This window comes from Clostridium sp. YIM B02555, assembly GCF_022320955.1.
Classification (GTDB): domain Bacteria; phylum Bacillota; class Clostridia; order Clostridiales; family Clostridiaceae; genus Clostridium; species Clostridium saccharoperbutylacetonicum.
This window is the reverse complement of the sequence record NZ_JAKJJY010000002.1, coordinates 1-23,982: the sequence shown is the minus strand read 5'-3', so window position 1 is coordinate 23,982 and position 23,982 is coordinate 1. Positions and strand designations below refer to the sequence as shown.

Sequence of the window (23,982 nt, the reverse complement as noted above, 5' to 3'; positions counted from 1 at the left end):
ATTATTTTCTTTAATATGCCTAAAAGTTTACTCATATATTTCTAATAATTTATTAATATCAATATTTAATTCTTTATCATTTTCTTTTACTACTCCTATTACCGGGATTTTTGTAATTGCCTCTATCATTTTTTTATTATCTTCATGCAGCAGATTACCTTCATTATAATAATTTAATATAATTCCTTTTACTGATATATTTCTATTCTTTAAATATTCTGCAGTAAGAACCACATGATTAATTGTTCCAAGGCCTGCATCCGCAATAATTAATGTTGAAAGTCCTAATTCTTTTATAATATCTTCAAGCATGATTTTTTTATCATCATACCTTATAGGACATACTATTCCACCACTGCCCTCCATAGTTAAATAATCATACTTTAATAAAGAGTTATTAAAAGCTTCTATAACTTTATTCATATCAACAGGATTTCCTTCTATTTTTGAAGCTAAATGTGGTGATACAGATTCTTTATATACGTATGATACAAGATTGTCCATAGTTTCATTAATATTAGCTATTTTATTTACATAATAAGCATCACCTGGTATAAGTCCATTTTCTGAAATTTCTGCCCCGCTTAATGCTGCTTTATAATAACCTGCATTATATCCTGCATCTCTTAATTTTTTTACTATAAGTGCTGTTACAAAAGTTTTTCCTATATCGGTTCCTGTTGCAGTAATAAAAATCTTCTTACTCATTCCAAAGTTCCACCTCATATCCAAGCTCATTAATCATTTTCATATCTGTTTCTATTGATATTCCAGATGTAGTTAACATATCTCCTGAAATTGCTGCATTAGCACCTGACAAAAAACATTTTCTACCTTTATCAGACAATAGACCTCTTCCACCTGCAAGTCTAATTGATGCATTAGGTACTAAAAACCTAAATATTGCAACTATCCTACACATCTCATCATTAGTGAGTTTTTTATTATTTTCATATGGTGTACCTTTAATTGGATTTAACATATTTACAGGAATTGAATGTATACCTAAATTTCTTATGTCAATAACCATTTCAATTCTGTCTTCCATAGTTTCTCCAAGTCCTATAATTCCACCACTGCAGATATTTAACCCAGCACTTTTTGCGTCATTAATTGCATTTATTTTTTCATCATATGTGTGAGTTGTACATACATTTTTAAAATTATTTCTTGAAGTCTCTAAATTGTTATGCACTCTTGTTAATCCTACTTCTTTAAGTTTTTTGTATTGTTCCTTGTTTAAAAGTCCAAATGATCCACAGACAGCTATATTGGTTTCTTTTCTTATCTTTCTTACGCTTTTACATACATTATCCACTTCATCATCATTTAATTTTTTTCCTGAAGTTACAATTGAATATCTAAGTACTCCTCTATCATCGTTATATTTTGCCTGTTTTAAAATTTCCTCCCCATCTAGCAAAGAATATTTCTCAATGTTTGTATTATGAAACGAAGATTGTGCACAAAACTTACAGTTTTCTGAACACTGACCACTTTTCCCATTTATAATTGTACATATATCAAAAATATTACCGCAGTAATGCTTTCTTATTTCATTTGCTGTACTGCATAAATTTTCTAATGGCTCATTAACTAAAAGTAATGCTTCATCTTTTCCTATCATTTGTCCACTTAATACTTTATTTTTTATTTCTTTTAATGTATCCATAATACAATTTTCCTTTCATCATAAAAATGCTATCTAATAAATTTAATTGTAGGAATAAGACGCTTATAAAGAAGTGCACTTAATATACAAAGTAAAATATCTCCTGGAACTGCTAAAATAAAACAATATAAAAACAGTGGCCATACACCTATTGGAGTGTTAATTACAAAATTGCAAATTATATAATAATAAATCATTCCCAGACTATAAACAATGGCTAGTCCAATAAAATTAGCTGTTAAGATCCTTTTATATGTTGGATTAGATTTTTCATTTGCAATTTTTCCAGTAACATAGCTTGCAATCCAAAATCCAATTATATAACCAAACGTTGGTTTAAATATATAACCTAATCCTCCCCCTTCAGTAAATATAGGCAATCCTATAAACCCAAGCAGAATATATATTAAAACACTGTATGCACCCATTTCCCCTCCAAGTAGAAGGCCTGCCATCATAGTAAATAAAAACTGAAGCGTAAATGGCAATACTGGTATTGGAATCTTAATAAATGCTCCCACTGCAATTAATGCTGTAAAGAGCCCACATAAAATTAACTGTTTTGTTGTCATCTTTTTTTTATTTCCCACTATGCTTATTTTTTCATTTTCCATTGTTTTCCCTTCCTTTAAAATCCAATATATACCTTCATTCTAGAATTGTCAACCTTATTTTTTTCATCAAGTTTACAATATAGTTTGCAAATATTTATTTAAGATCTAATTAAAATTGTACATTTTATACATAAATTAAAAATAACCCACAAAAATCTAATTTTTAGATTTTTGTGGGTTTCATGGTGGAGGCGAAGCACTACCTTCGAAATCCACTAAAATATAACATTTTTTATTTCCAACATATATCTGCTGCTTTTCTTGGTACAGTTCTTAAATATTTCACATCAGGATATCCTATTACCATACATGTTACAACTTTCTTACCTTCCTTAACTCCAATAAAGTCTAAGATCTCCTTACTCTCCTGAGCAGCCTTTACAAAAAATCCGCTGAAGAATGTTCCAAGACCTAAATCATTAGTCATAAGTTCCATATTTGAAGAAGCTAATGCTCCATTTACATCTGAATTAGCTGTAACGATTATTATTGCTGGCGCATTACAAAATAATTTATCATTCTCATTAGGATTTTCCATATATTCTTTATACATTCTTATCCATAACTCAGCATAACTCTTATACATAATCGTTTCTGGAGATAAATTAGCTAGCATATTTTCACCAATTTTTTTCAAACTCTCATATGTTAAAGCTTTAAGCTCTTGTAATTTTTCTTCCACTACTATATAAGATACATCCTGCATGTTTATAGCAGTTTGAGTAAATCTGCCAGCCTCAATAATTTTTAAAATTTTATCCTTCTCTACTTCTTTATTCTTAAATCTTCTTACACTTCTTCTAAATTTAATAAAATTCAGTAGATTATCAGCATCCACTGAAAACTCTTCCTTATTATAATCCTTAACTTCTTCCATATTGTACTCATCTATTGATATTGCTTCTTTAGGGCATACAGCTATACAATGTCCACATTTAATACATCTTTCATTGTTAATCCTGGCCTTGCCATCAACTATTTCTATATCATTTGGAAAACAGTCTTTAACGCATAACCCACAACCAATACACTTTTTAGCATCTACATTCATCATAACTACAATCTACTCCTTATATTTCGACTTATACATGAATAAAAGTTATAATACTTTTATAGTTTTACACTTGTACTTTATTATTATATATTTAAAATTATACATATGTCCAATCAATAATATTCACTTAACTATAACTAAAAGTTATACATTTACAATACCTTTTTATTAAATGCGCCTCTATTTAATAGGAATGGACGTAATGTTGAACTCACCCATTTTGGGCAGGCATTTTTAAAGCATGCCACTCTAGCCCTACTCCAAATTAAACAAGGAATCCACGAATTGCAAGACATGTTAAATCAGGAAAAAGGGATTATATCTATTGCCTCTACCTATTGTATTGGCTCATATTTTATGCCTTTAATAATTAGCGGTTTTTTAAACCAAAACCCAGATACTAAATTTCAATTTAATCGTGAATCAATACCGGATATATTACGTGATTTAAAGGATGGTAAAATAACTTTAGATTTCTATATTAACTGTAATTTTTGTGTAATTGGAATGATGAGTCCCCCCCTTAAATGTTATTATGGTAAAATTCCAAATTAAAAGTCTCAAAAAAGAATGAGATTGCTGTTTTAATGCAACCTCTTCTTTTTTGAATTACATATAATTAAATATTGATTTTGATATCACTTACCGGGTAGGCTACACAGGGATGAATATAGCCAAATTGCCTGTCTGACTTTCTTAATCTAACAGTAGACGGATGATATACGGTACCCTCAACAAGCTTAGTGCGACACAGACTGCACTCCCCTGATCTGCATTTTGCTTCCCTTGTTATTCCGTACCGCTCAAGGGTATTTAACAGTGGTTCAGTGGCTTTAGCTTCTATTACTCTCTCGTTATTTATTATTACTTTAAATACAGAATTTTTATCCACCCCCTGAGGCCATCCACTGAGCTTGGTTGGATCAGAAGGAGCACTTTGAACCTCTCTTCTAACATTTATATCTTTTACCCCAATTTTTTTAAGTTCACCAATCACAAAATTATACATGACCTCCGGTCCACAAAGAAAGAACACCTTTCCTTCTATGTTCCCTACAACTTTTTGAATAATATCGGCTGTGATAAAGCCAGTTAATCCATTATATCCCGCATCCGGTTCGGATATAACCAAGCTCAGCTTAAAATTTGGATATAATTTCTCAAGCTTACGAAGCTCCAATTCAAAAATAATGTCATCCTTATTTGCACAGCCGTAGATCAACTCAATGTTCTTGGTTGTATCATATTTCTCATAATACGTTTGCACCATGCTCATAAAAGGAGTGATTCCACTTCCCCCAGCAATAAATACAATATCATTGCCATGAATAGGATGATGATAGAAATGTCCATCTGGACTGGTGCTAGATATTAAATCCCCTGTTTTTAATTCGTTAAGTAAATAATCTGACACAAAGCCGCCACCCTTCTCACGAACTGTAATTTCGTAATAGGCTGTCTGGGTTGATGGTGACGAAATGCTGTAAGGACGGCTGGTTTTCACTCCGTTGACATCCAGTATAATATTAATATATTGTCCTGGTACAAAAGGAGGTAAGTAGCCTGTTACTGAAGCAAGCCTGATTGTTTTGGCTGTTGGTGTCTGTTGGTTTATTTGTACAACTCTGTAGTCTATTCTATTTGGATGATATTTGTCTACGCTTTCTTCTAGTCTGCCCTTTGCAGCTCTGTTGTCAACATTGAACATGTGAGCGAATTCAAGCTGCATACGAAATTTTTCAATACCTTGCATACCTTCTAATTTGTTGTTCATTATTTCTCCTCCTTTTCAAAGTCTCTGAGCATAAGATCAGACGCTGCTTTACCTGACTTATATGTCATGTCAAATCCGCCCATTAATACTGAGCATCCACAGAAATACAATCCTTTGATTGGACTTCTTACTTCAAGCTTATTTGCAATATAATCTTTAATATTTGGTTCTGTGGCATATATTGATCCTCCCAGAGATCCTAAATAATTCTGGAAAGTCAATGGGGTAGCCATTTCTATTTCCTCAATATGATTTCGTGCATCTGGATACAAATCTAAAAAGAAGTCCAAGACCTTTGTTCCAAATTTCATCTTTTCTTCATGATATTGTGCTGGTGCCATCTGCATCCAATGCTCAGATGTCTGTTGACTCAGCATAGATATTACACATGTACCTGGATCGCTGTATTCAGGGTCGTCAATGTTATAGCAGGAGTAGTAAAGTCCCTTAATATCCCTGTCTGTTCTTCTCATTGTGACATCAAAAGGCGTTTTTGTCTCAATCATTGGATTAATAACAAAATTAGTACCGTGTTTAATTCCTGCCTCTTGATAGCTGCAGTTTAATCCAAGGAAAACTGCAAAAACGGATTCCGCAGGAGTTGATACCTTCAAGTTCATAAAGACTTCATCTGATACATGTTTTTCATCGATCATATCAACATATACTCTGGTTTTATTAACATTACAAAGCACTGAATCCGCTTTAAAGACATCCCCCTTTGTGGTTAATACCCCGGTGACTTTACCGTCTTCAATCAGGAGTTCTTTTACTTTCGTATTGCACATAAAAGTTCCACCACAAGACTCAAACTCATCTACAATTGCCGAAGATATGCTCTGAGAACCACCGTTTACATTGCAGGTTTCCCCGCCTCTAAAATAAACCGATGCATAGGTCATAAACGGAAGTCTTTCTATAGGCATTCCGGCGTAATCTGAAAGTACAGAATATGCGGCAGTAACCATAGGATTTTTAAAATGTTCACTCATTACTTCCGTTACCAATTTTCCGCCGTGTTCAAACAGGCATGGAAAGTCTTCTGCTGTAATCTCCCTGTCCTGGGCTAAGAAATCATACAGCTTATCATATTCTGTTCCAGCAGTGTTTACAAGTTCCTGAAACAATTCAATTCCTTTTGCTTCATCCGGGGAAACAGCCTGTAATATCTTTACAAATCCTTCTTTCGCCCCCGGAACAGCCACCCCGCCAAACCCTTTTACTTCAACACTAAATGCTTCTTCCTGATTTACAAACTTAATTTTGTTATAAATCCCTAACTTCTCAAAAATCTTTCTTAAAAGCCCTTTATTTCCATATGGATCCTCATTAATTCCATATAATTGGTGCAAAGCTGTATCGAATTCAAAACGTCCTCTTACAAATGTTGTGGCACACCCTCCAGGCACATTGTGCTTTTCAAGCAGGAGTACCTTCTTCCCGTGCTTTGCCAGGTTTAATGCCCCAACAAGACCTCCATTTCCAGAACCAATTACGATAGAATCATACTTTGTCATAAAATCCCTCCTTATTAACATTTTTTAGTCCAATAAATAGCTTGATAAAATTTCACTATTTAATATAATTAATTATAAGGTCTCCCGTTGCTGGAGAGTCAATATATATTGGGGGTAAAGAAGTTGATGAAAATGCAATATTATACAATTGGTCAGTTTTCCAAAATATTAAATATCCCTGTAAAAACAATCCGCTACTATGATGAGATTGGTTTAATAAAGCCTGCCTATATCAATAAGGATACAAACTATAGGTATTATTCAACTCAGCAGTTTATTTATTTTGATTTGATACGACATCTTAGCAAGCACTTAAATATGCCATTAAAAGAAATCAAGGAATATATTTCCATAATTAATAATGATGGAAATTTAGCAGACTATTTATTTGAACATCAAAAGTTTTTAGAACGTAAAATTATGAACTTGCAACACGCCAAAGATGTCCTTAATTTGAAAATTACGGAGTTAAATCAATTGACAGCACCAGAATTAAATTCAATTAAAACAAAATTACTACCATCGCGTAAAATCTACTATGAAACAAAAAGTACCAAATCACCTGACGAAGTTCAATATAATATGCGAAGGTTCATGTCATTAATTGGGAATGACGAAGATAGGCAAATATGCAATTTCTATGATTATTCTACACTTATAAATACTTCTGTTGGTGTTGTTTCTAATTTTGAAAATGTATACAACTCTGTTATTCTACCTGAGGGAGAGTATTTAACAATTGACTTTTTATATTCTGATAGTAATTTTATAATTGCAGCTGAAAAATTAAAAAGTTATGTACTTGAAAATCAGATAAACGTAGATTGCAGAGTAATTCATACATTTCATATTATAGATATTTCTGCCATATTGCCTAATGATTACATTACACAACTGGAAGTTTTAAAATTATAGAAGTTTTCTTTAAGCTTATATTCATATTGAATACCTTTTTTAATTTTAGAAAAGGGAAAATAATTTATTCTCGAATATATTGTAATCTTTTGGCTTTATTATTGTCTCCTTTTTTTTGTTGCCTTAGCGATTCGAGTTTGTAGTCTATTAACATCAAATTCAACTTATTTCCAGTCAATTGTTTCCCATTGAAATCCAAGTGATTTTGTGTCTTTTAGTTTCTCGGTTTTATCCGTCGTTGAATTACTAAAATTCATAAATATATAATCCTTTCCTACTAAGAAATACCATAGGATAAGTCTGCACTCTTTCGAGTTAGGGCAAATTTTGAACCTCTATCTGTTTTCATTACAAAATCAGAATTCGCTTTTTATCCTTTTCTTCTGCCCTCTATGTCTTTTCGCCCCTTACGGTTATATACCTCTCGGCGGAGGAACATATAGGGTTTACCAAGTTCCACGTAATACATATATGTAAAAACAGGGGACGCCGAAACTAAGGTTTCGTTACGCTCCCTGCTTTATTGTAATATTATTGAATTCGAACCCATTTGACTTTAATTAAAAAGTTCCGTTCTAAGGGAAAATAGGCGGACAATACGCGGACCAGTCACCTAAATTATTGGGATCCAACATCGCCTTAATTTTTGCCATCCACAAATGATAGTTATCATAATGAGGTCCCCAATACTCGACGACATGTTGTACCGGCTCAATCTGCAGGCCGCCCCCCAGTAAAGGAACACCATATTGTGCAAACTGCCCTTTGGGATCTATAGTCTTACCTGCCAGTTCTCTTACCCCCGTACACGATTCTTCATCGTAAGGATCGTAGAGGTAAACATTCTCAACATGGGAACCAATACTAGAATTCTCAAACGCCGTAATAAAAGCATCACCCATCGCGACATGTCCCTTTTGTATATATTCTGCGGTTAACGCCCTGCCTCTTCTACGGAACTCCTTGAGCATATCATTAGTACCATCGGTGCAAGGGGAGACAAAGAATTCACCCGTCGCCCGGAAAGCCGTTCTCACCATACAAAATCCCCAAATCGCATTCGTGAGCAACATATTCGTTATCTGAGAATCATTCAGTTCGGGTGGAATACACCCCCCATATTTTTCAACAATCTTTTCAAGACATTTTACGCGGTATTCCATGCTTCTTTTTGTTGGGGCACAAATCAGTGCAAGAATGGATTTTTCATCGTCGTCCGGATCCTTCGGAGGCGTCTTCTGAACCATTTCCCATAATTGATCATTGCCTTCCCCTACTAGAATATTGGCTTCTTGCATCAAAGTAAAGGCTATTTCAGCTTGACCGAGTTCACGAAAAGCTTCCCATCTATTATCTATAGTAGGGAATCTAAGACGGAATAACTTAAAGTTTTCAATACCATTCACCGGATACCTCAGTGACGGGAACGGAGAACCCCCGAATTCCACCTTCGGTGGACCGTACCACGGATATAACTTGACACTGCATTTGGTAATAACACCATGACCACCATTGGCACCAGATTGGCCTCTCAGTACCCCTCTCATACTAGGCCCTGGCCCGTCACAGGAAAACCCTGAAGCCCCGGTTTCCATCGAGCCCATCTTCATTATATCACCGGTGGGGAGCACCCACTCAGCGCCAAGGAGGTTACGTCCGAGACCGCCGGTAAAATTTTGGCTTGTAGACCCTCCAAAATGGCTGCACGTAGATGCAACTACACCGGTGCTGGGTCCGCTAGCTATTGGATTTGATATAAGACCATACTTTTGCAATTCTATATTGAGACGGTATTGTGAAACATATGGTTCCACCACTGCCTGCATATTTTTAACATCTATTTCCAGAATACGATCCATCCTTCGTAAATCGATAAGAATGGAATTTTCAGTCAACAGCGCCGTAGCAACAATTTCAAATCCAGAGGAAAAAGGCTTGAAGGTTATCTTGTACCGGTTGCACACCCGTACTATGGCCTGAACTTCTTCCGTGCATCCCGGCATGACTACCGCGCCCGGCCGAGTAGACCATTTTGACCCGAAAACAAGCTTATTTCCCCACATCTGATTATACGTTTCTAGAATCGCCACATCTTGGGTTATATGTTCTGGCCCTACAATATTCTCTAGAGCAAGATACGCATCCTTTGTCAACACTATCTTTAACCTCCTTTACTAAATAGCTTTCCGGACGAGATCAATGATATCATAGATCTCTATATTTTTACCAGTTTCCCTTGAAGCATCCGTGAAATTCCTGATGCACCACGGACAAGCGCTCACGATGGCCTTGGCCCCAACTGCTTTCGCTTCCTTTAACCTTTCGGCGGCAGTCTCAATGGCAAAGTCGGGATATGCATCTTTTACTCCCCCACCAGCACCGCAGCACCAAGCTGATTCCCTGTTGCGGTACATTTCTACCAGCTTAACACCCGGGATACTCTGTAAGATTTCTCTAGGAATATCATAGACTCCATTAACTCCACGCCGGAACTTTTTCGGAGGTTCATGGACAGTCACATGATTCAAAACTTTAACTTCCTTTCCCTGCCAGTGAACCCAAGGTTCGGCCAATCTCCCCAAGTGACAGGGATCATGATAAGTTACGGTCAATGGAACCTCTTTGGTCAGCTTGATTTTTCCCTCTTTAATCAGCTGGTGAAGATATTCTGTGATATGCAGTACTTCAATATCGATTTTTTTGCCCTTTTTATCATATAATACTTTGAAAGACTGATAACAGTCTGAGCAAGGAGTAACGATTGTTTTAACACCTGCTGCTTTTAAGATTTTCAGGTTGCCCTCAGCGAACTTGGTAAATTCATCAACATACCCCATTTCATATGCCCGGCCGCCACAGCAAATTTCCTTACGGCCCATGATTCCCACATCGACACCAGCATCAAGCAGTATCGAAAGTCCCGCTCTGACCGTCGGACGCAACTCTTCATCAAATGAATACCGGCAACCGGCGTGGTATAAAACCTCCGCCTTCTCCTTTGATAAGTCTTTCACTGCCAGGCCATCAGCCCAATTGCCTCTCTTCTTACTTGAACGCTGCATCATATTGGCTTCTTTGTTCAAGCCTTCGATCACACGCATATGTGCAGGGTTTCCATGACCCTCCTCTACGCACTTGATCCGTAATTCCTGCATGCATTGCAGCGGTTCGATGTCAAAGAGAACTTTACAAGAAACGTCACATAATCCATCCATCATACATTTATAGACGGGGTCCACTACATCTTTAGTCTCTATCCTTTCATTCAGTAGTGACAGAGCCATGTTGAACTTGCCTCCTGCTGAATAAGCGTGAAAACCATACTTCTTGCTAGCAGGGCATCCAACGGTGAATTCGGCATCCTGCTGGTTTTCAAATGGTATCCATTTGCAGTATGAACATCTGATGCATTTTTGCGAATCGCGTTCATAATCTCGTAACGCCATTTTATCAACTCCTAACTTTTCCATTTTTAGAAACAACATTTCCCTGGATTGAGGATATTATTGGGATCAAATATAGCCTTGGTCTTTCTCACCATGGCGGTGGTTTGAGCAGTCCGTCCGTACACTATGCCGGCCCATGGTCCGTATGGCCGCGAGAAGAAAGCCCCTATTTTGTGCAGTTCTTCACAACTGCTGCTTACAAGCCCTTTGGTCCTTTCTACTTCTGCCGGATTGACCGGATCATAATACAAATCAAACTCACAGTGGCAGCTTGTCCCCTGCACCATCATCTGAATGTAAACCCCCATATCTTCTCCGCGATATTTACAGGATTCCACCAGAGTATTCATGGCATCAATAAACCTAGGGGTTAGATCCAGGGTTGTCTGGAAGAACGTCTCCTGGCACCCTCCTTTATAGCGCAGTTTCCAGTAAGGATCGTCTGATGGCATGGACAACAATGCATAAATATCTTCTGCATAAACGTCTGAAATGGCATTCAATGCTTTCAAGCCTACGCCGGCAAGCATATCCGTGAAATCAGCTTCTTCACATTGCACCTTCTCTTCAGGGAGGATCCCATATCCTTCGAAGCTGACAACAAGGATCCACTGCGGTAAAGTCTCTCTTAATTTGCGAATCTCTCCGGGGTCTTTAGCAATAAGACAAGCTAAATTTAGAGCATTCAATAAGAAGCAGTGGTTACCCATTCTATTTCTTACCAGTTGATAATACACCTCAATTAAAGGCTCGATGGTTTCTGACGGGACCATAAAAGTCCGGCTGATCTTGGCCAGAGTACGGCATTTAACAGTTGCCCACGTGACAATTCCCATCGTTCCCTGCCCTCCCGCTACTATTCTGGCTGCATCAAACTGACCAGGACCACAAGGATTCATTTGTACTCTGCCTATTTCCCACTGTTTTTCAATGGTATCCGGTCCGGCAGCCTCACCGGTGCGTAATTTATCCCCGGTGCCATAGATTATTTCAGCACAAAGCAATGGGTCAATACTGTCAAACTGCTGGCTCGGCGCGGTAGTGGGTTCCCGCTCCAAGACACTGCCTACCACCGATTTGGAACTTCTGGGACACAAGGGCATATAGGCCGTCAAACCTGCCTTTTTTAATTCCGACTGGAGTTCCCCGAAGGTTACCCCCGGTTCCACCATAGCCACATTGTTCCTTGGATCAATCCTGATAAATTTCTTCATTCTACTGAGATCAACGATAACAGCTCCCCCAACGCTGGGAATGGTATCCCCGCGGAAGTGCGGCGCGCCTGAACTCACTGGCACCAAAGGCGTACCGGTTTCGTTCGCCCATTTTACCACCTTTTGAACCTCCTCGGCACTGCCGGGCTTAACGACCCACTTTGGCCTGACTCTAGGCATAAAGCTAAGATCAAAGGAATATTCATCTAAGATAGCAGGATCATCCAACACGTTACTTTTACCAACAATGTCTTCTAAACTACTCCTTGCTTTCATATTTAATACATCGCCTCCTCTTTATTACTTTATTACAATTTTAATACATCACCTCCTCTTTATTACAATGATAATATCTTCCCCAAGGGCAGAGTCAATAGTTTCAAAAAAATATTTAATACTACACATTTACGTCGGTTTCTACCTATTTTATACCGATTCCGCTCCTTATGATTGATAGATATTTACCCATCTGTTACAATAATAATATCTTCCGCATGGGCAGAGGCAACAGACAAAGCCACCAGAAATGATGCAGTATTAGGAGCAATTATGAAACCAATCGATTTGGAAAGGAGTTGAATGTTTATGAAAAAATACTTTTCAATTGGAGAAGTGGCCAATTTTTTAAATATTTCTATTAAGGCACTCCGGATATATGATAAAATGGAACTTTTAAAACCTGCCTATGTTGATCCCAAAACCAGCTTTCGCTATTATACAATGGAACAATTTTTCTATTTGGATTTAATCATATATCTTAATAAATATTTGAAGGTACCGCTAAAAACTATAAAAACACACATGATAAATAACGATAGAGACGACGAGAAATTAATTAGTTTTTTAAAAGAACAAGAAAAAAATCTAGATAAGGAAATAGAAAAACTTGAATTCTCCAAATCAACACTTAAGAAAAAAATTGATGAACTTAAAGAGCTTCAATTGGATAAAGCTATCGGAACAATTTATGAAAAATATATTGAGGAAAGAAAAATATTTTTCACACACACTGAAAATTCACAAAGTCCCGAAGAGGTAATATATAGTTTAAGAAAATTATCTGCGATTGCTAATCATCAGAGTTTTATGTATGATCAAACATTAAGCTGCATTTATTCTTTTAATGAATATTGTACAACAAATCAATTGTTGACCAAAGCTGTTGGAATAATTTCGGATAAGGAGCTTAGGGGTTTAAACTGCTCTATAATACCTAGCGGTAAATATTTATGCTTAACTTTTAAATACTCGGAGGGAAATCGTAGGACAAGCTTTGAAACATTTCGAAATTATATTTTAGAAAATAAAATAAATACAGAAGATCATATGTATTATCTAATGAAAGCAATAGATATATCTGCTGTAAGTTCCGGTGATTATACGACGGAAATACAAATTTTGAAGGAGCTATCTTAATGACTGTATTGGAATCAAACTGTACATAACAAAAGCGATATGCAGAAGATTCTCGGCAATCAGCTGGAAAGGTTGAATACAGATCATACTGATTATTATCTGCTCCACGCGATAGAAATAAATTCCTGGAGCAAGCTGCAAACCTTTGATGTATTGGAGTTTTTGTACAGATAAATCAAAGATGGAAAAATCATAAATCCTGGCTTTTCATTCCACTGTACAAATGACTTGTTCCATCAGATTGTAGACGCCTATCCATGGACGTTCTGCCAGATACAATATACTATACTTGACGAATATTTTCAGGCGGGCACAGAGGGACTAACATATGGGGCCTCAAAGGATATGGCAGTCGTGATCATGGAGCCGCTTCGTGGCGGAATACTCGTTAAGAATATCCCAAAAGAAATTTTGAAGGTCTGGAACAATTTAAGGGGTAGTATCAGCAAACTTTTCTACTAATCAGGATACAACAATAGAAGATGCTTTCAGGTTCATATTAGAGAATCAATCTAGACCTAAATCCTTGGTACCTACAGTAAAAATCGAAAACGAAGTCATTATGGCAGATATGGTGGAATAGGCTATTATCATGTTTCAGACACTTATATTGCTCTATTCAGCCATTTTATTCCCTGTGACGTTTGGGAGGCAGTTTATATTCTGGATGCACTACTTAATAATACATCTGATCAAGATGTTGAAATAATATTTTCAAAAGAATAACACCGGAAACGGGAATCACCGATTATTTATCAGAATGAAACTCATTTCCGGTTTACATACATTTTTATTCAAATCAGTCTATAGCTTTTAGAATACTGGAACAGCAGTACCTTTGTACTTTTCATTGATAAAGTCTTTAACTTTCTGTGAAGGGATGACTTCGTCCAGTATTTTAATTTCTTCCCTGTTTTCATCACCTGTGCGGACGGTAATTATATTCGCAAAGGTTTTTGCTGTTTGTGTAACTAAGCTTTTCAAAAACATTTCTTCTTTACTATTGCAAGTTAAATTGCTCATGTTTTTCTTCTCAATATCATCAAATATTAATTCATCAATAGTAACACCTAATTCTTCACTCAATAGTTTCATTAAATAAACATTTGGCTCTTGCTTACTATTTTCTTGTGTACATCTAGATAAATATCAAGCACCTACTCCAAGCTTTTCTTCTAAGTCTTTTTTAGTTATCTTATTCTTTTTTGCTAGATAGTTTATATTTTTCTTTAAGAATTCATTACTGTACTCCTTTATTTTTTCCATTATAACTATCATTCCTTTCATCGTGCTCAAGACACAAATTTTACGGAAATGGTTATTGTATAAATAATGCATCTAAATTATAAGAAACTATTCTTTACATTAATCACTTTACAATTATTGTATCTAAATTTGGTATTTAATTCAATTGCAAGATTTGATTGTTTTAAATGATATACTTTTTACCATTTTATTCTTATATAACAATTATTTAGTTTTTTATAATAAAAAATTGTTATATATGATCATTTTATAACACTATTGATACTGAATATAATTCTGCCAAATAGTGCACACCCAAACAAAAAAATGCACACCCCTAATTCCAAAAGCATCAGGGGTGTGCATGTTCAACACTAAACTCTATAAATCTAAGCTAAAAACTTAAAATTTTCTACCACAGTTTGTCCTTAAAAACAACAAAAACCCTTGAAATCAAGGGTTTTCCATTGTATCACAATCTCGGTGATCATTTGGTGGAGGCGACGGGTGTCGAACCCGTGTCCGAAAGCAGCTGAATTTATCTTTCTCCGAGTGCAGTCTAAGTTTTAAGATTCCCCCAAAGTATCGCCCTTAGACAGGCTATACTTCTCGGTAGCTTCATAAATACCCCTCTAGCTCAAAGCTTTGCTAGGCTTCGTTTCCTACTTAATGACACCAGTGATCCAGGCCGTAGGCAACCTGGGCTGATGAACAGCTTTAAACTAAGCTGCTATTGCAAAATTATCTTCTGCGTTTACATTTAATGCATACTTTATTAACGAGGCACCATGCTTCCCTCGACTCGCTTAATAAACTCATCCCACCCCCGTCGAAGCCAAAACGCCCCCATAGTTTAAGATGGTTTAATAACATATTCTATTTTCAAAGAATGTTCATCTTGCATAGTCTATTCTATCTCAATCAGCTTAGACTGTCAACTGGAACATTGTAACTCTATATGAAATCACTAAACGCATTATAATACTTCAATTGCGATCATTGTTGAATCATCCTTTAGTTTACCAACTTCTAATATAGTGTCTTCTAAAAATTCATTAATATAATTTTTAAATTCTTTTATTCCAACGTCTTCCATATACTTCTCTACAACCTTATCTTCATCTAATATAAAATCTAAGCCATCTGTAAAAAAGTAAATTTTATCGCCTTTATCAAAGGAAATTACCTGTTCAGAGAATTCACTGTCTTCAAACATTCCCAAGAAAGTTCCTTCTGCAATTTTTTCTTCTGCTTTTTCTCTTTCAAAAACAAACTGATTTATTCCTGCTCCAACTACCTTAAGTTCTTTCTTTTTAAAATCCATACTAAAACAGCATACTGCAATATAATTTTCTTCATAATAATTTACTAATTTCTTATTTAAATTTTTCACTATTTCCATTGGCTCATGGGTAATAGCTATTTCTTGAAAACATAATACATCAAAGGCAGATATACTTAAGGCTGCTGATATTCCTTTTCCTCTAACATCAACAATCATACCAACAATTAAATGTTCATTTATTTTATATATACGATAAAAATCCCCACTGATTGTATTTGCAGGCACATATACTGTTTCAATATTAATAAACTCTCCTGCAGGGAAATCCTTTTGAAGAGTTTTTCTTTGAAATTCTGCTGCCTTATTTAACTCCTGCTTAATATCAGTTATGTCCCTAAGCACTGATATAATTGCTGGCTTTCCTCTGTAAGATATATAACTATTTGAAATTTGTAATGTAGCTGCTTTCCTATCAGAAAGAATAAATTCATATTCAGAAATATCTTTAACTTTTTTATTAGCTATTATATTTCTAAATCTTTTATGCAGCATCTTTACATATTTCTCTTGAAAATGCTTATATATATTGCTTCCAATAAGTTTATCATAGCTTAAATTGAGCAAATTACATGCTTCTCGGTTTCCTAAAACTATAATATTATCCACAATTATTACTACTGCATCTGGTATACTGTTGATAACTTGTTTATATCTGTCTTCATTTTCTTCAAGTATTTTATGAAGAATTCTTTTTTCCGTAATATCACTTAGTCTTTCAACAATATATATCATTTTACCATTATCATCAAAGACAGGATTATAACAAACATCCATAAACTTATTTAATTCAGCCACATATTTTTCCTGGCATATCATCTTTTTTGTCTTAATAACTTCATCAAAGGCGCATTCTGGGCATTTTTCATTTCTGCCCAGAACTTCATAACACATTTTACCTTTGACTTCTTTTGCTTCTTTTCTATAAAAATTATATCCAGCTTCATTAAAAAAGCATATCGAATAATCCAAATTATATACTTTTATTACATCAGGAATTCCATTTAATATTCCATTAAGCTCTTTTTCTAATAGTTTATGCTCTGGTTTATCTATTGTAACTTTGTTTAAAATCATATTATTTTGCAACATTTCTACTACTTCTTCCTCTTTATACATAAACTGAAACTTCCCCTAATTATGGATTTATTTCAAAAACCTTATCTAATCGTGTTAATTTAAATAACTTTTCCACTTCTGGTTTTAAGGCTTTTAATTTTATAGTTCCACTTTTTTCAACACATTTTTTGTAAATGGCAACTAATGCCCCAAGGCCTGTACTATCAATAAAATCGCATTTGCTAAAATCAAAAGTAAAGTTCCTTTGACCTTTTTCTATTAATTTGTTTATCTCTAGCCTAAAAACTGCTACTTCATCTACTGTAAAATCTTTTGCTATGCTAATAGTAGTGTTATTTTCCATCCTCATCACCTCATACTTTAAACTTTTCAACAAGTCTAGTTAATTCTTCTGCCATAGCACTTGTTTCTTGTGCTGTTGCTGTGAAGTTGTTTATTACATTTGCTTGCTCTTCCGATGCAGCAGATACATTTTCACTACTTGCAGTATTAGATTCAGTTATTGTTGCTATTTCATTAATTAGCTTAACAACCTTATCTGATGATGCAACTTCATCTCCAGTAATATCAAGTATTTCATTAACATGCTTAACTATATTTTCTATTGCCTTCATAATATCAACGAAAGCTTTATCTGTTTCTGATACTATCTTAACTCCATTATTAACTTCAGATTTTGACTTATCCATTGATTTTACTGCATTTTGTGTCTGTTTAACCATTTCGCTAACTAATTCAGCAATTTCCTTTGATCTTTCATTAGTTTCTTCTGCTAATACTCTTACTTCCTCAGCAACTACACTAAAGCCTTTTCCATGTTCCCCTGCTCTAGCTGCTTCTATAGAAGCGTTTAATGCTAACAGATTTGTTTGTTCTGCAATTTCATTTATAGTGCTTACAATTCCATCTACTTTTCCAGACAATGCATTTAAAGCATCTAGAGCTTCTGCAGTCTCATCACTTCCACTGCTGATCACATTAATAACTTTTACTGTTTCCTCTACTTTCTTTCTTCCAAATTCAGCCGCACTCATTGTATTTCCTGCATTTGTACTTGTTGCATTAGCTCTGTTTTGTGCTAACTGCACAAGGCTTGATAATTGCACTAATACCTTTGAAATATCGACTATAGATTCATTTTGCCTTTCTGCATCTACAGCCACTTGATTTATAGTTGCACTGATTTCCTCTGTAGTTGCACTGATTTCTTCTGACGAAGCTGCCATTTCTTCTGAAGCTGCTGTTAATTGTCCAGAAGCACTTAGCACTTTTCTAACTATTTCATCTTGATGTTCTATCATATTATTGAAAGATTTTCCAAGCTCACCAATTTCATCTTTTCTCTTTAAATCAAATCTAACTGTTAAATCTCCATCTCCAGCACGTTTCATTAATTTTTCTAACTTTTTAATTGGATTACTAATGCCCTTTGTCGAATATATAAATGCACATACCATTGCAATTATAATTGATATCAATACTATGACCATTGTATAATTTCTTATACTTATTGCTGGTGACATATAATCATTATAATCTGCAGTTGCTGCAATTGCCCAATCACCAACTGGTTGATAAACTACATATTTCTTCACATTGTCATAAGTATAAAATCCTTCTGAAGCTTTTCCTGCTTTCATATTTTCAATTATATTCTTAAGTTCTTCATTTGTTGTATCTCCAGCATTATCCTTTAATATTTTCGAATTATCTGGATGGTAAACAAATAATCCAGTTTTTCTATCAATCATATAAGCATATCCACTTGTACCAAGTTTAATTTGTGCTGCATAAGATGAAATACCAGCAAATTTTATACTTCCAATTAAAGTACCAATAACCTTAGTTCCATCTTTAATTGGATAAGCTATAGAAATTCCAAGATTTCCTGTAGTTCTAGAAACCAGAGCTTCACTAACACATTCGCTTCCGCTAATAGCAGTTTTAACATAATTTCTATCACTCAAATCTATATCAGGGGTTTTAGTTTGATTATTTATAAGCTCCTTACCAGTCATATCAGTTACAATTAAAACTTCCATATAATCTTGATTCTTGTTTTGAACCTTCATTATATAATCAAATGCTTTATTCATATTTTCAATATTAGAATTTGCAATTGCATCTTTAATATCGCCATTTAAACTTGCTACTTCTAAAGTGCTTTTCAACGATTTGATTCTAGCATCAATTAAATTAGCTGCTGCAAAAGACTGTTCTTTCAATTGTTGTTCAACAGAACTTTGTATTGCTCTGCTAGACATTGTGTATGAAATTGCTCCTAAAACACTCATTGGTATTGAAATCACACAAAAGAAAGTAATCATTAATTTTATTTTTAAAGAAAATTTCATAATCTGTCCTCCTGTAGTTTTTAAACTTTATTATCCCTCTTTATCCTATTAAATGTTTTTTTCATAATTATAGAATTTCCTTCTATTATTACTTCATCAGTATAAGATCTTATAATATATAAACCTCGTCCACTTTCTTCTAAAAGATTATCCTCATCAACTTCTCTGAAAATATCTTCCCCAACAATTCCTTCTCCACAATCTGTTACCGTTAACGTTAATATCTCTTTACTTAGATTCCACTGGACATAAATAGACTTCTCCTTATTACCTTTATTTCCATGAATAAATGCATTATTAATAGCTTCAGATAGAATTAATTTTGTTTCAAAAGATTGCTCTTTTAAATCTAAATCTTTTAGAATATTTTCTAATTTGCTATTTATATCGTCCACTCCATAGAATACCACTTCCCCTTTGGTATTTTGCATAATCAAAATTCCCCCTTTGTTGTGAAATTAGTCGCAATAATGGAAGCCATCATATTAATATGCAAATAATTACTTTTACATTATTGCACTTTTTCCTCTCTTTTTCAACATGTGCATCCTCCATATAACGAAAATTTAATGCATAAACTTAAAATAAAATAGCTACTTAAAGATAAATAATCATCTCTAAGCAGCTTATAAAAAAATCGAGTGAAAATTAAATTTTATTAACTAAATTATGCAATAACAGTAGCCCCATCATTTTCTTCATTATTATTTTCACTTACCAATAACTTTACAAACTTTTCTCCATAAGGAAGACAAAATTGAATGAATGGTCCTGTTGATAAAAGCGCTAAGATTGTTCCTAGCCCAATTGTTCCGCCTAAAATAAATCCTATTATTAAATATCCTGCATCAAGTCCAATTCTAATCCAACGATATTGTATTTTTGTCTTATCTTGAATAATAAATGGAATTATATCATTAGGAGCAACTCCTAAATTAGCTGCTGATTGTATTGAAAAACCAATAGCAATTATAAAGCATCCAACTAAAATTAATACTGCTTTTAAAACATAATTATAAGATTCAACAGGAAAATATGAAACTAATCTTACTCCAAGATCTATTATTGGTCCTACTCCAACAACACAAATTAAAGTTCCAATATTTATTTTCTTTCTATCAACTACAAGTATTATAACAAATAATGTTATCAAAAGAATCATATTAGCAACTCCTGGAGTTACTTGAGCTGAGCCTGCTATCCATTTAACTAAGAAAAAATCTTTTAAACTTGTCTTATCTAAAGTTGCTGCTAAGCCTTGAGTAAAAACAGTAAAAGTGTCCGAACCTATGCTTGTCTTTAAAAATAATGCCACTCCAAATTGAATAATACTCATACCTACAAAAAACAAAATTAATCTTTTAATTAAATCAAATGCTTTGTTCATTTTTCATCATCCCTTACTACGTTTATTTCTGCAAATCTTACTTCAAATATATTTCGCTAATTTTAAATATAAAGGCCATAAAATAATAAAATTTCACCTTAAATAATTTCTAATAGGTATTTTATATTAAATTTTGAATTTTGTCAAAAAATCATTCAATTTCATTCAATTTCGTTCAAAATTATTCATTTTCATTCAAAGTATTAAAAAAGGATATTTATTCAAGTGGTTTGAAATAAGTGACTTTCTTATACTTATTTAAACTCTTACTAGAATAAATATCCTTCAAATTCTTATAAAGCAATAGTTTTCTTAATTAAATATTATAACCCACAATTAGTAATTTATATTTTATAATTAAGCTTCTATTTTGCTTGTAAATATTCATCTATAGCTTTTGCAGCTTTCTTTCCTGCTCCCATAGCTAAGATAACTGTTGCTGCTCCTGTTACTGCATCTCCACCAGCATAAACTGCTTCTTTAGTAGTAAGACCAGTTTCTTCTTCAGCTACGATACATCTTCTCTTATTAATTTCTAATCCTTTAGTTGTTGAAGAAATTAATGGGTTTGGAGATGTTCCAAGGGACATTATTACTGTATCTACGTCCATTACAAATTCTGAACCTGGAATTTCAACTGGGCTTCTTCTTCCAGATGCATCTGGTTCTCCAAGTTCCATTTTTACGCATCTCATACCTTTAACCCAACCCTTCTCATCAACTAAGATTTCATTTGGATTAGTTAATACATCAAAGATTACTCCTTCTTCCTTAGCATGATGTACTTCTTCAACTCTTGCTGGAAGCTCAGATTCTCCTCTTCTATAAACGATATGGCTTTCTGCTCCAAGTCTTAATGCAGTTCTCGCAGCATCCATAGCAACATTTCCACCACCAACTACTGCTACTTTATTTCCAGCTCTAACTGGTGTATCATAACCTTCAACAGCAGCTTTCATTAAGTTTACTCTTGTTAAGAATTCATTTGCTGAAGAAACACCATTTGCATTTTCTCCTGGTATTCCCATAAACTTAGGAAGTCCAGCTCCTGAACCTATAAATACAGCTTTAAAGCCTTCTTGTTCAAATAATTCATCTATTGTTATTGTTCTTCCTATAATAACATTAGTTTCTATTTTAACACCAAGTTTTTTAATATTTTCAACTTCATGCTTAACTACTTTTTCTTTTGGAAGTCTGAATTCTGGAATACCATATTCCAATACTCCTCCAGCTTTATGTAAAGCTTCAAAGATTGTAACCTCATATCCCTTTTTAGCTAAATCTCCAGCACAAGTTAAACCTGCTGGACCACTTCCAACAACTGCAACCTTAATTCCATTCTTAGGCTCTGTTTGACTTAAATCAACATCATGCTCTGCTGCCCAATCTGCTGTAAATCTTTCAAGTTTACCTATAGAAACTGAATCTCCTTTAATTCCTACAACGCATTTTCCTTCACATTGTTTTTCTTGTGGACATACTCTTCCACATACAGCTGGAAGTGAGCTATATTTTGAAATTTCAATTGCTGCATCTTCAAATTTTCCATCTTTAATATGTGAGATGAAACCAGGAATATTAATTGAAACTGGACATCCTTCAACACATTTAGGAATTTTACAATTTAAGCATCTTGCAGCTTCTTTTGTTGCTTCTTCTTCATTATATCCAAGGCATACTTCTTCAAAATTTGTAGCCCTAACCTTTGGATCTTGTTCTCTTACTGGTATTCTAATCATTCTTTCTTTCATATCCATTATTTATCACCTCTGCAACCACAGCCCCCATGGCTATGAGTATTTCCTTCTTCTAATTCTAGCTGTGCTTTTCCTTCTTCAGTTTTATACATAGCTTGTCTTCTCATTGATTCATCATAATTTACTAAATGACCATCAAATTCTGGGCCATCAACACAAGCAAATTTAACTTCTCCTCCAACAGTTACTCTACAAGCACCACACATACCTGTACCATCAACCATTATCGGATTTAAACTTACTGTTGTTGGAATATTTAATTCCTTTGTTAACATAGATGTAAATTTCATCATTATCATTGGTCCAATAATAACAGCATGATCATATTTCTTTCCTTGATTATTAACTAAATCTTTTAACATATCTGAACCTGTTCCTTTAAATCCATATGAACCATCATCAGTTGTTACATATAGGTTTCCAGAAACTTTTTTTAATTCTTCTTCATAAATTAATAAATCTTTATTTCTACTTCCTAATATAACGTCTACATTCACTCCATGCTCATGCATCCATTTAACTTGTGGATATACTGGTGCTGCACCAACTCCACCTGCAATAAAGATAAGTTTCTTTTTCTTTAATTCTTCTAAATTTTCATGAATAAATTCACTTGGTTGTCCTAATGGTCCAACAAAATCAGCTACAAAATCACCTTCATTAAAAGTAGCTAACTGTTTAGTTCCTTTACCTACTGTTTGAAAAACTATACTTATTGTTCCTTTTTTTTCATCATAATCTGCAATTGTCAAAGGAATTCTTTCACCTTTTTCATCATTTTTAATAATTATAAATTGTCCTGGTTTTGCAGATTTCGCAACTCTTGGAGCTTCAATATCCATTAAGAATATGTTGTTTGTAAGCTCTCTCTTATTAACTATTTTATACATGCCATAGCACCCCTTTATAATATCTTAAGTAATTTACCTACTTAATAGTTTACACCATTATTCTGAATTTTTAAAATACTTTTTATGGTTTTTTAAGATGTTTTTAGGATTTTATAATTTTTAATACAACAATAGGGTAGTAATATACATATATTACTACCCTACTATGGCTTTTAATTATAGATATCTAAATTAATAATTCAACTTATAAATGTAATATATATGTATTATTGAGAAATTATAATCGTAATACTACACTAGAAATCAGATACATTTTTCTGGAAGCAGGCATGTGAAATTGA

20 protein-coding genes and 1 other RNA gene are annotated in these 23,982 nt (G+C 34.1%); 3 read left to right on the top strand and 18 right to left on the bottom strand.

From position 1 onward, the window contains the following. Positions 1–27: 27 nt before the first annotated feature. From bioD to L3B98_RS03580, 6 genes are all read right to left on the bottom strand, one after another. Positions 28–708, bottom strand: coding sequence for a dethiobiotin synthase (bioD, locus tag L3B98_RS03605; protein ID WP_015395111.1), 681 nt, complete (start codon positions 706–708; stop codon positions 28–30). Beyond that, entirely contained in the window at positions 701–1,672 is a 972-nt protein-coding gene (gene bioB / locus L3B98_RS03600) for a biotin synthase BioB (RefSeq protein WP_077366193.1), read from the bottom strand. The genes bioD and bioB overlap by 8 nt, the downstream gene beginning before the upstream one ends. 29 nt (positions 1,673–1,701) lie before the next feature. After that, positions 1,702–2,286, bottom strand: a complete 585-nt coding sequence (locus L3B98_RS03595) for a biotin transporter BioY (protein WP_015395113.1) — start codon at positions 2,284–2,286, stop codon at positions 1,702–1,704. Between the two features lie 232 nt (positions 2,287–2,518). Continuing rightward, positions 2,519–3,340 (bottom strand): nitroreductase family protein, encoded by an 822-nt coding sequence (locus L3B98_RS03590; protein ID WP_238915656.1) that lies wholly within the window; start codon positions 3,338–3,340, stop codon positions 2,519–2,521. Positions 3,341–3,959: 619 nt separating this feature from the next. Next, on the bottom strand, positions 3,960–5,114 hold the full coding sequence (locus L3B98_RS03585) for an FAD-binding oxidoreductase (RefSeq protein WP_077366196.1): 1,155 nt from the start codon (positions 5,112–5,114) through the stop codon (positions 3,960–3,962). After that, positions 5,114–6,631: an NAD(P)/FAD-dependent oxidoreductase gene (locus L3B98_RS03580; RefSeq protein WP_238915655.1), complete on the bottom strand. Its 1,518-nt coding sequence runs from the start codon at positions 6,629–6,631 to the stop codon at positions 5,114–5,116. The genes L3B98_RS03585 and L3B98_RS03580 overlap by 1 nt, the downstream gene beginning before the upstream one ends. A 126-nt stretch (positions 6,632–6,757) precedes the next feature. Here L3B98_RS03580 and L3B98_RS03575 point away from each other — a divergent pair, with 126 nt between their 5' ends. Then, positions 6,758–7,546, top strand: a complete 789-nt coding sequence (locus L3B98_RS03575; protein ID WP_238915899.1) for a helix-turn-helix domain-containing protein — start codon at positions 6,758–6,760, stop codon at positions 7,544–7,546. A gap of 575 nt (positions 7,547–8,121) precedes the next feature. Here L3B98_RS03575 and L3B98_RS03570 read toward each other — a convergent pair. From L3B98_RS03570 to L3B98_RS03560, 3 genes are read right to left on the bottom strand one after another with little or no spacing between them, the layout of a single operon-like run. After that, a complete protein-coding gene (locus tag L3B98_RS03570; RefSeq protein WP_077366199.1) occupies positions 8,122–9,702 on the bottom strand; it encodes an FAD-binding oxidoreductase in 1,581 nt (526 codons plus the stop codon). Positions 9,703–9,720: 18 nt separating this feature from the next. Then, positions 9,721–11,016 (bottom strand): (Fe-S)-binding protein, encoded by a 1,296-nt coding sequence (locus L3B98_RS03565; RefSeq protein WP_238915654.1) that lies wholly within the window; start codon positions 11,014–11,016, stop codon positions 9,721–9,723. A 2-nt stretch (positions 11,017–11,018) separates the two neighbouring features. Further along, positions 11,019–12,482 carry an FAD-binding oxidoreductase gene (locus L3B98_RS03560; RefSeq protein WP_238915653.1) on the bottom strand — a complete coding sequence of 488 codons (1,464 nt, stop codon included), beginning with the start codon at positions 12,480–12,482 and terminating at the stop codon, positions 11,019–11,021. 309 nt (positions 12,483–12,791) lie between these two features. On the opposite strand from L3B98_RS03560, the gene L3B98_RS03555 reads away from it, so the two are divergent. Beyond that, on the top strand, positions 12,792–13,622 hold the full coding sequence (locus L3B98_RS03555; RefSeq protein ID WP_198046260.1) for a MerR family transcriptional regulator: 831 nt from the start codon (positions 12,792–12,794) through the stop codon (positions 13,620–13,622). Positions 13,623–14,144: 522 nt separating this feature from the next. Beyond that, positions 14,145–14,348 (top strand): Tn3 family transposase, encoded by a 204-nt coding sequence (locus L3B98_RS29055; protein WP_343073620.1) that lies wholly within the window; start codon positions 14,145–14,147, stop codon positions 14,346–14,348. 87 nt (positions 14,349–14,435) lie between these two features. On the opposite strand, the gene L3B98_RS03550 is transcribed toward L3B98_RS29055, so the two are convergent. The 9 genes from L3B98_RS03550 to L3B98_RS03510 form a co-directional block, all read right to left on the bottom strand. After that, the gene (locus L3B98_RS03550) at positions 14,436–14,717 is read right to left on the bottom strand and encodes a MetQ/NlpA family ABC transporter substrate-binding protein (RefSeq protein ID WP_077366203.1); all 282 of its coding nucleotides are present in this window, start codon (positions 14,715–14,717) and stop codon (positions 14,436–14,438) included. A 642-nt stretch (positions 14,718–15,359) separates the two neighbouring features. After that, positions 15,360–15,715, bottom strand: a transfer-messenger RNA (tmRNA) gene (gene ssrA / locus L3B98_RS03545). A 128-nt stretch (positions 15,716–15,843) separates the two neighbouring features. Beyond that, positions 15,844–17,328, bottom strand: a complete 1,485-nt coding sequence (locus tag L3B98_RS03540; protein ID WP_238915652.1) for a SpoIIE family protein phosphatase — start codon at positions 17,326–17,328, stop codon at positions 15,844–15,846. 19 nt (positions 17,329–17,347) lie between these two features. Further along, positions 17,348–17,632 (bottom strand): STAS domain-containing protein, encoded by a 285-nt coding sequence (locus L3B98_RS03535; RefSeq protein WP_015395125.1) that lies wholly within the window; start codon positions 17,630–17,632, stop codon positions 17,348–17,350. Between the two features lie 10 nt (positions 17,633–17,642). Further along, complete coding sequence (locus tag L3B98_RS03530; RefSeq protein ID WP_238915651.1) at positions 17,643–19,643, bottom strand: methyl-accepting chemotaxis protein; 2,001 nt, start codon at positions 19,641–19,643, stop codon at positions 17,643–17,645. A 20-nt stretch (positions 19,644–19,663) separates the two neighbouring features. Further along, complete coding sequence (locus L3B98_RS03525; protein WP_238915650.1) at positions 19,664–20,074, bottom strand: ATP-binding protein; 411 nt, start codon at positions 20,072–20,074, stop codon at positions 19,664–19,666. Between the two features lie 236 nt (positions 20,075–20,310). Further along, positions 20,311–21,030 carry a hypothetical protein gene (locus tag L3B98_RS03520; protein ID WP_238915649.1) on the bottom strand — a complete coding sequence of 240 codons (720 nt, stop codon included), beginning with the start codon at positions 21,028–21,030 and terminating at the stop codon, positions 20,311–20,313. A gap of 365 nt (positions 21,031–21,395) precedes the next feature. After that, entirely contained in the window at positions 21,396–22,790 is a 1,395-nt protein-coding gene (gene gltA, locus L3B98_RS03515; protein ID WP_015395129.1) for an NADPH-dependent glutamate synthase, read from the bottom strand. Further along, the gene (locus L3B98_RS03510; RefSeq protein ID WP_238915648.1) at positions 22,790–23,680 is read right to left on the bottom strand and encodes a sulfide/dihydroorotate dehydrogenase-like FAD/NAD-binding protein; all 891 of its coding nucleotides are present in this window, start codon (positions 23,678–23,680) and stop codon (positions 22,790–22,792) included. Before L3B98_RS03510 ends, gltA begins: the two co-directional genes overlap by 1 nt. Positions 23,681–23,982 lie beyond the last annotated feature (302 nt).

Excerpts from the sequence above, each read along its gene's own strand:
- bioD (WP_015395111.1), bottom strand. The coding sequence starts at position 708 with ATGAGTAAGAAGATTTTTATTACTGCAACAGGAACCGATATAGGAAAA.
- bioB (WP_077366193.1), bottom strand. The coding sequence starts at position 1,672 with ATGGATACATTAAAAGAAATAAAAAATAAAGTATTAAGTGGACAAATG.
- L3B98_RS03595 (WP_015395113.1), bottom strand. The coding sequence starts at position 2,286 with ATGGAAAATGAAAAAATAAGCATAGTGGGAAATAAAAAAAAGATGACA.
- L3B98_RS03590 (WP_238915656.1), bottom strand. The coding sequence starts at position 3,340 with ATGATGAATGTAGATGCTAAAAAGTGTATTGGTTGTGGGTTATGCGTT.
- L3B98_RS03585 (WP_077366196.1), bottom strand. The coding sequence starts at position 5,114 with ATGAACAACAAATTAGAAGGTATGCAAGGTATTGAAAAATTTCGTATG.
- L3B98_RS03580 (WP_238915655.1), bottom strand. The coding sequence starts at position 6,631 with ATGACAAAGTATGATTCTATCGTAATTGGTTCTGGAAATGGAGGTCTT.
- L3B98_RS03575 (WP_238915899.1), top strand. The coding sequence starts at position 6,758 with ATGAAAATGCAATATTATACAATTGGTCAGTTTTCCAAAATATTAAAT.
- L3B98_RS03565 (WP_238915654.1), bottom strand. The coding sequence starts at position 11,016 with ATGGAAAAGTTAGGAGTTGATAAAATGGCGTTACGAGATTATGAACGC.
- L3B98_RS03560 (WP_238915653.1), bottom strand. The coding sequence starts at position 12,482 with ATGAAAGCAAGGAGTAGTTTAGAAGACATTGTTGGTAAAAGTAACGTG.
- L3B98_RS03555 (WP_198046260.1), top strand. The coding sequence starts at position 12,792 with ATGAAAAAATACTTTTCAATTGGAGAAGTGGCCAATTTTTTAAATATT.
- L3B98_RS03550 (WP_077366203.1), bottom strand. The coding sequence starts at position 14,717 with ATGAAACTATTGAGTGAAGAATTAGGTGTTACTATTGATGAATTAATA.
- L3B98_RS03540 (WP_238915652.1), bottom strand. The coding sequence starts at position 17,328 with ATGTATAAAGAGGAAGAAGTAGTAGAAATGTTGCAAAATAATATGATT.
- L3B98_RS03535 (WP_015395125.1), bottom strand. The coding sequence starts at position 17,632 with ATGGAAAATAACACTACTATTAGCATAGCAAAAGATTTTACAGTAGAT.
- L3B98_RS03530 (WP_238915651.1), bottom strand. The coding sequence starts at position 19,643 with ATGAAATTTTCTTTAAAAATAAAATTAATGATTACTTTCTTTTGTGTG.
- L3B98_RS03525 (WP_238915650.1), bottom strand. The coding sequence starts at position 20,074 with ATGCAAAATACCAAAGGGGAAGTGGTATTCTATGGAGTGGACGATATA.
- L3B98_RS03520 (WP_238915649.1), bottom strand. The coding sequence starts at position 21,030 with ATGAACAAAGCATTTGATTTAATTAAAAGATTAATTTTGTTTTTTGTA.
- gltA (WP_015395129.1), bottom strand. The coding sequence starts at position 22,790 with ATGGATATGAAAGAAAGAATGATTAGAATACCAGTAAGAGAACAAGAT.
- L3B98_RS03510 (WP_238915648.1), bottom strand. The coding sequence starts at position 23,680 with ATGTATAAAATAGTTAATAAGAGAGAGCTTACAAACAACATATTCTTA.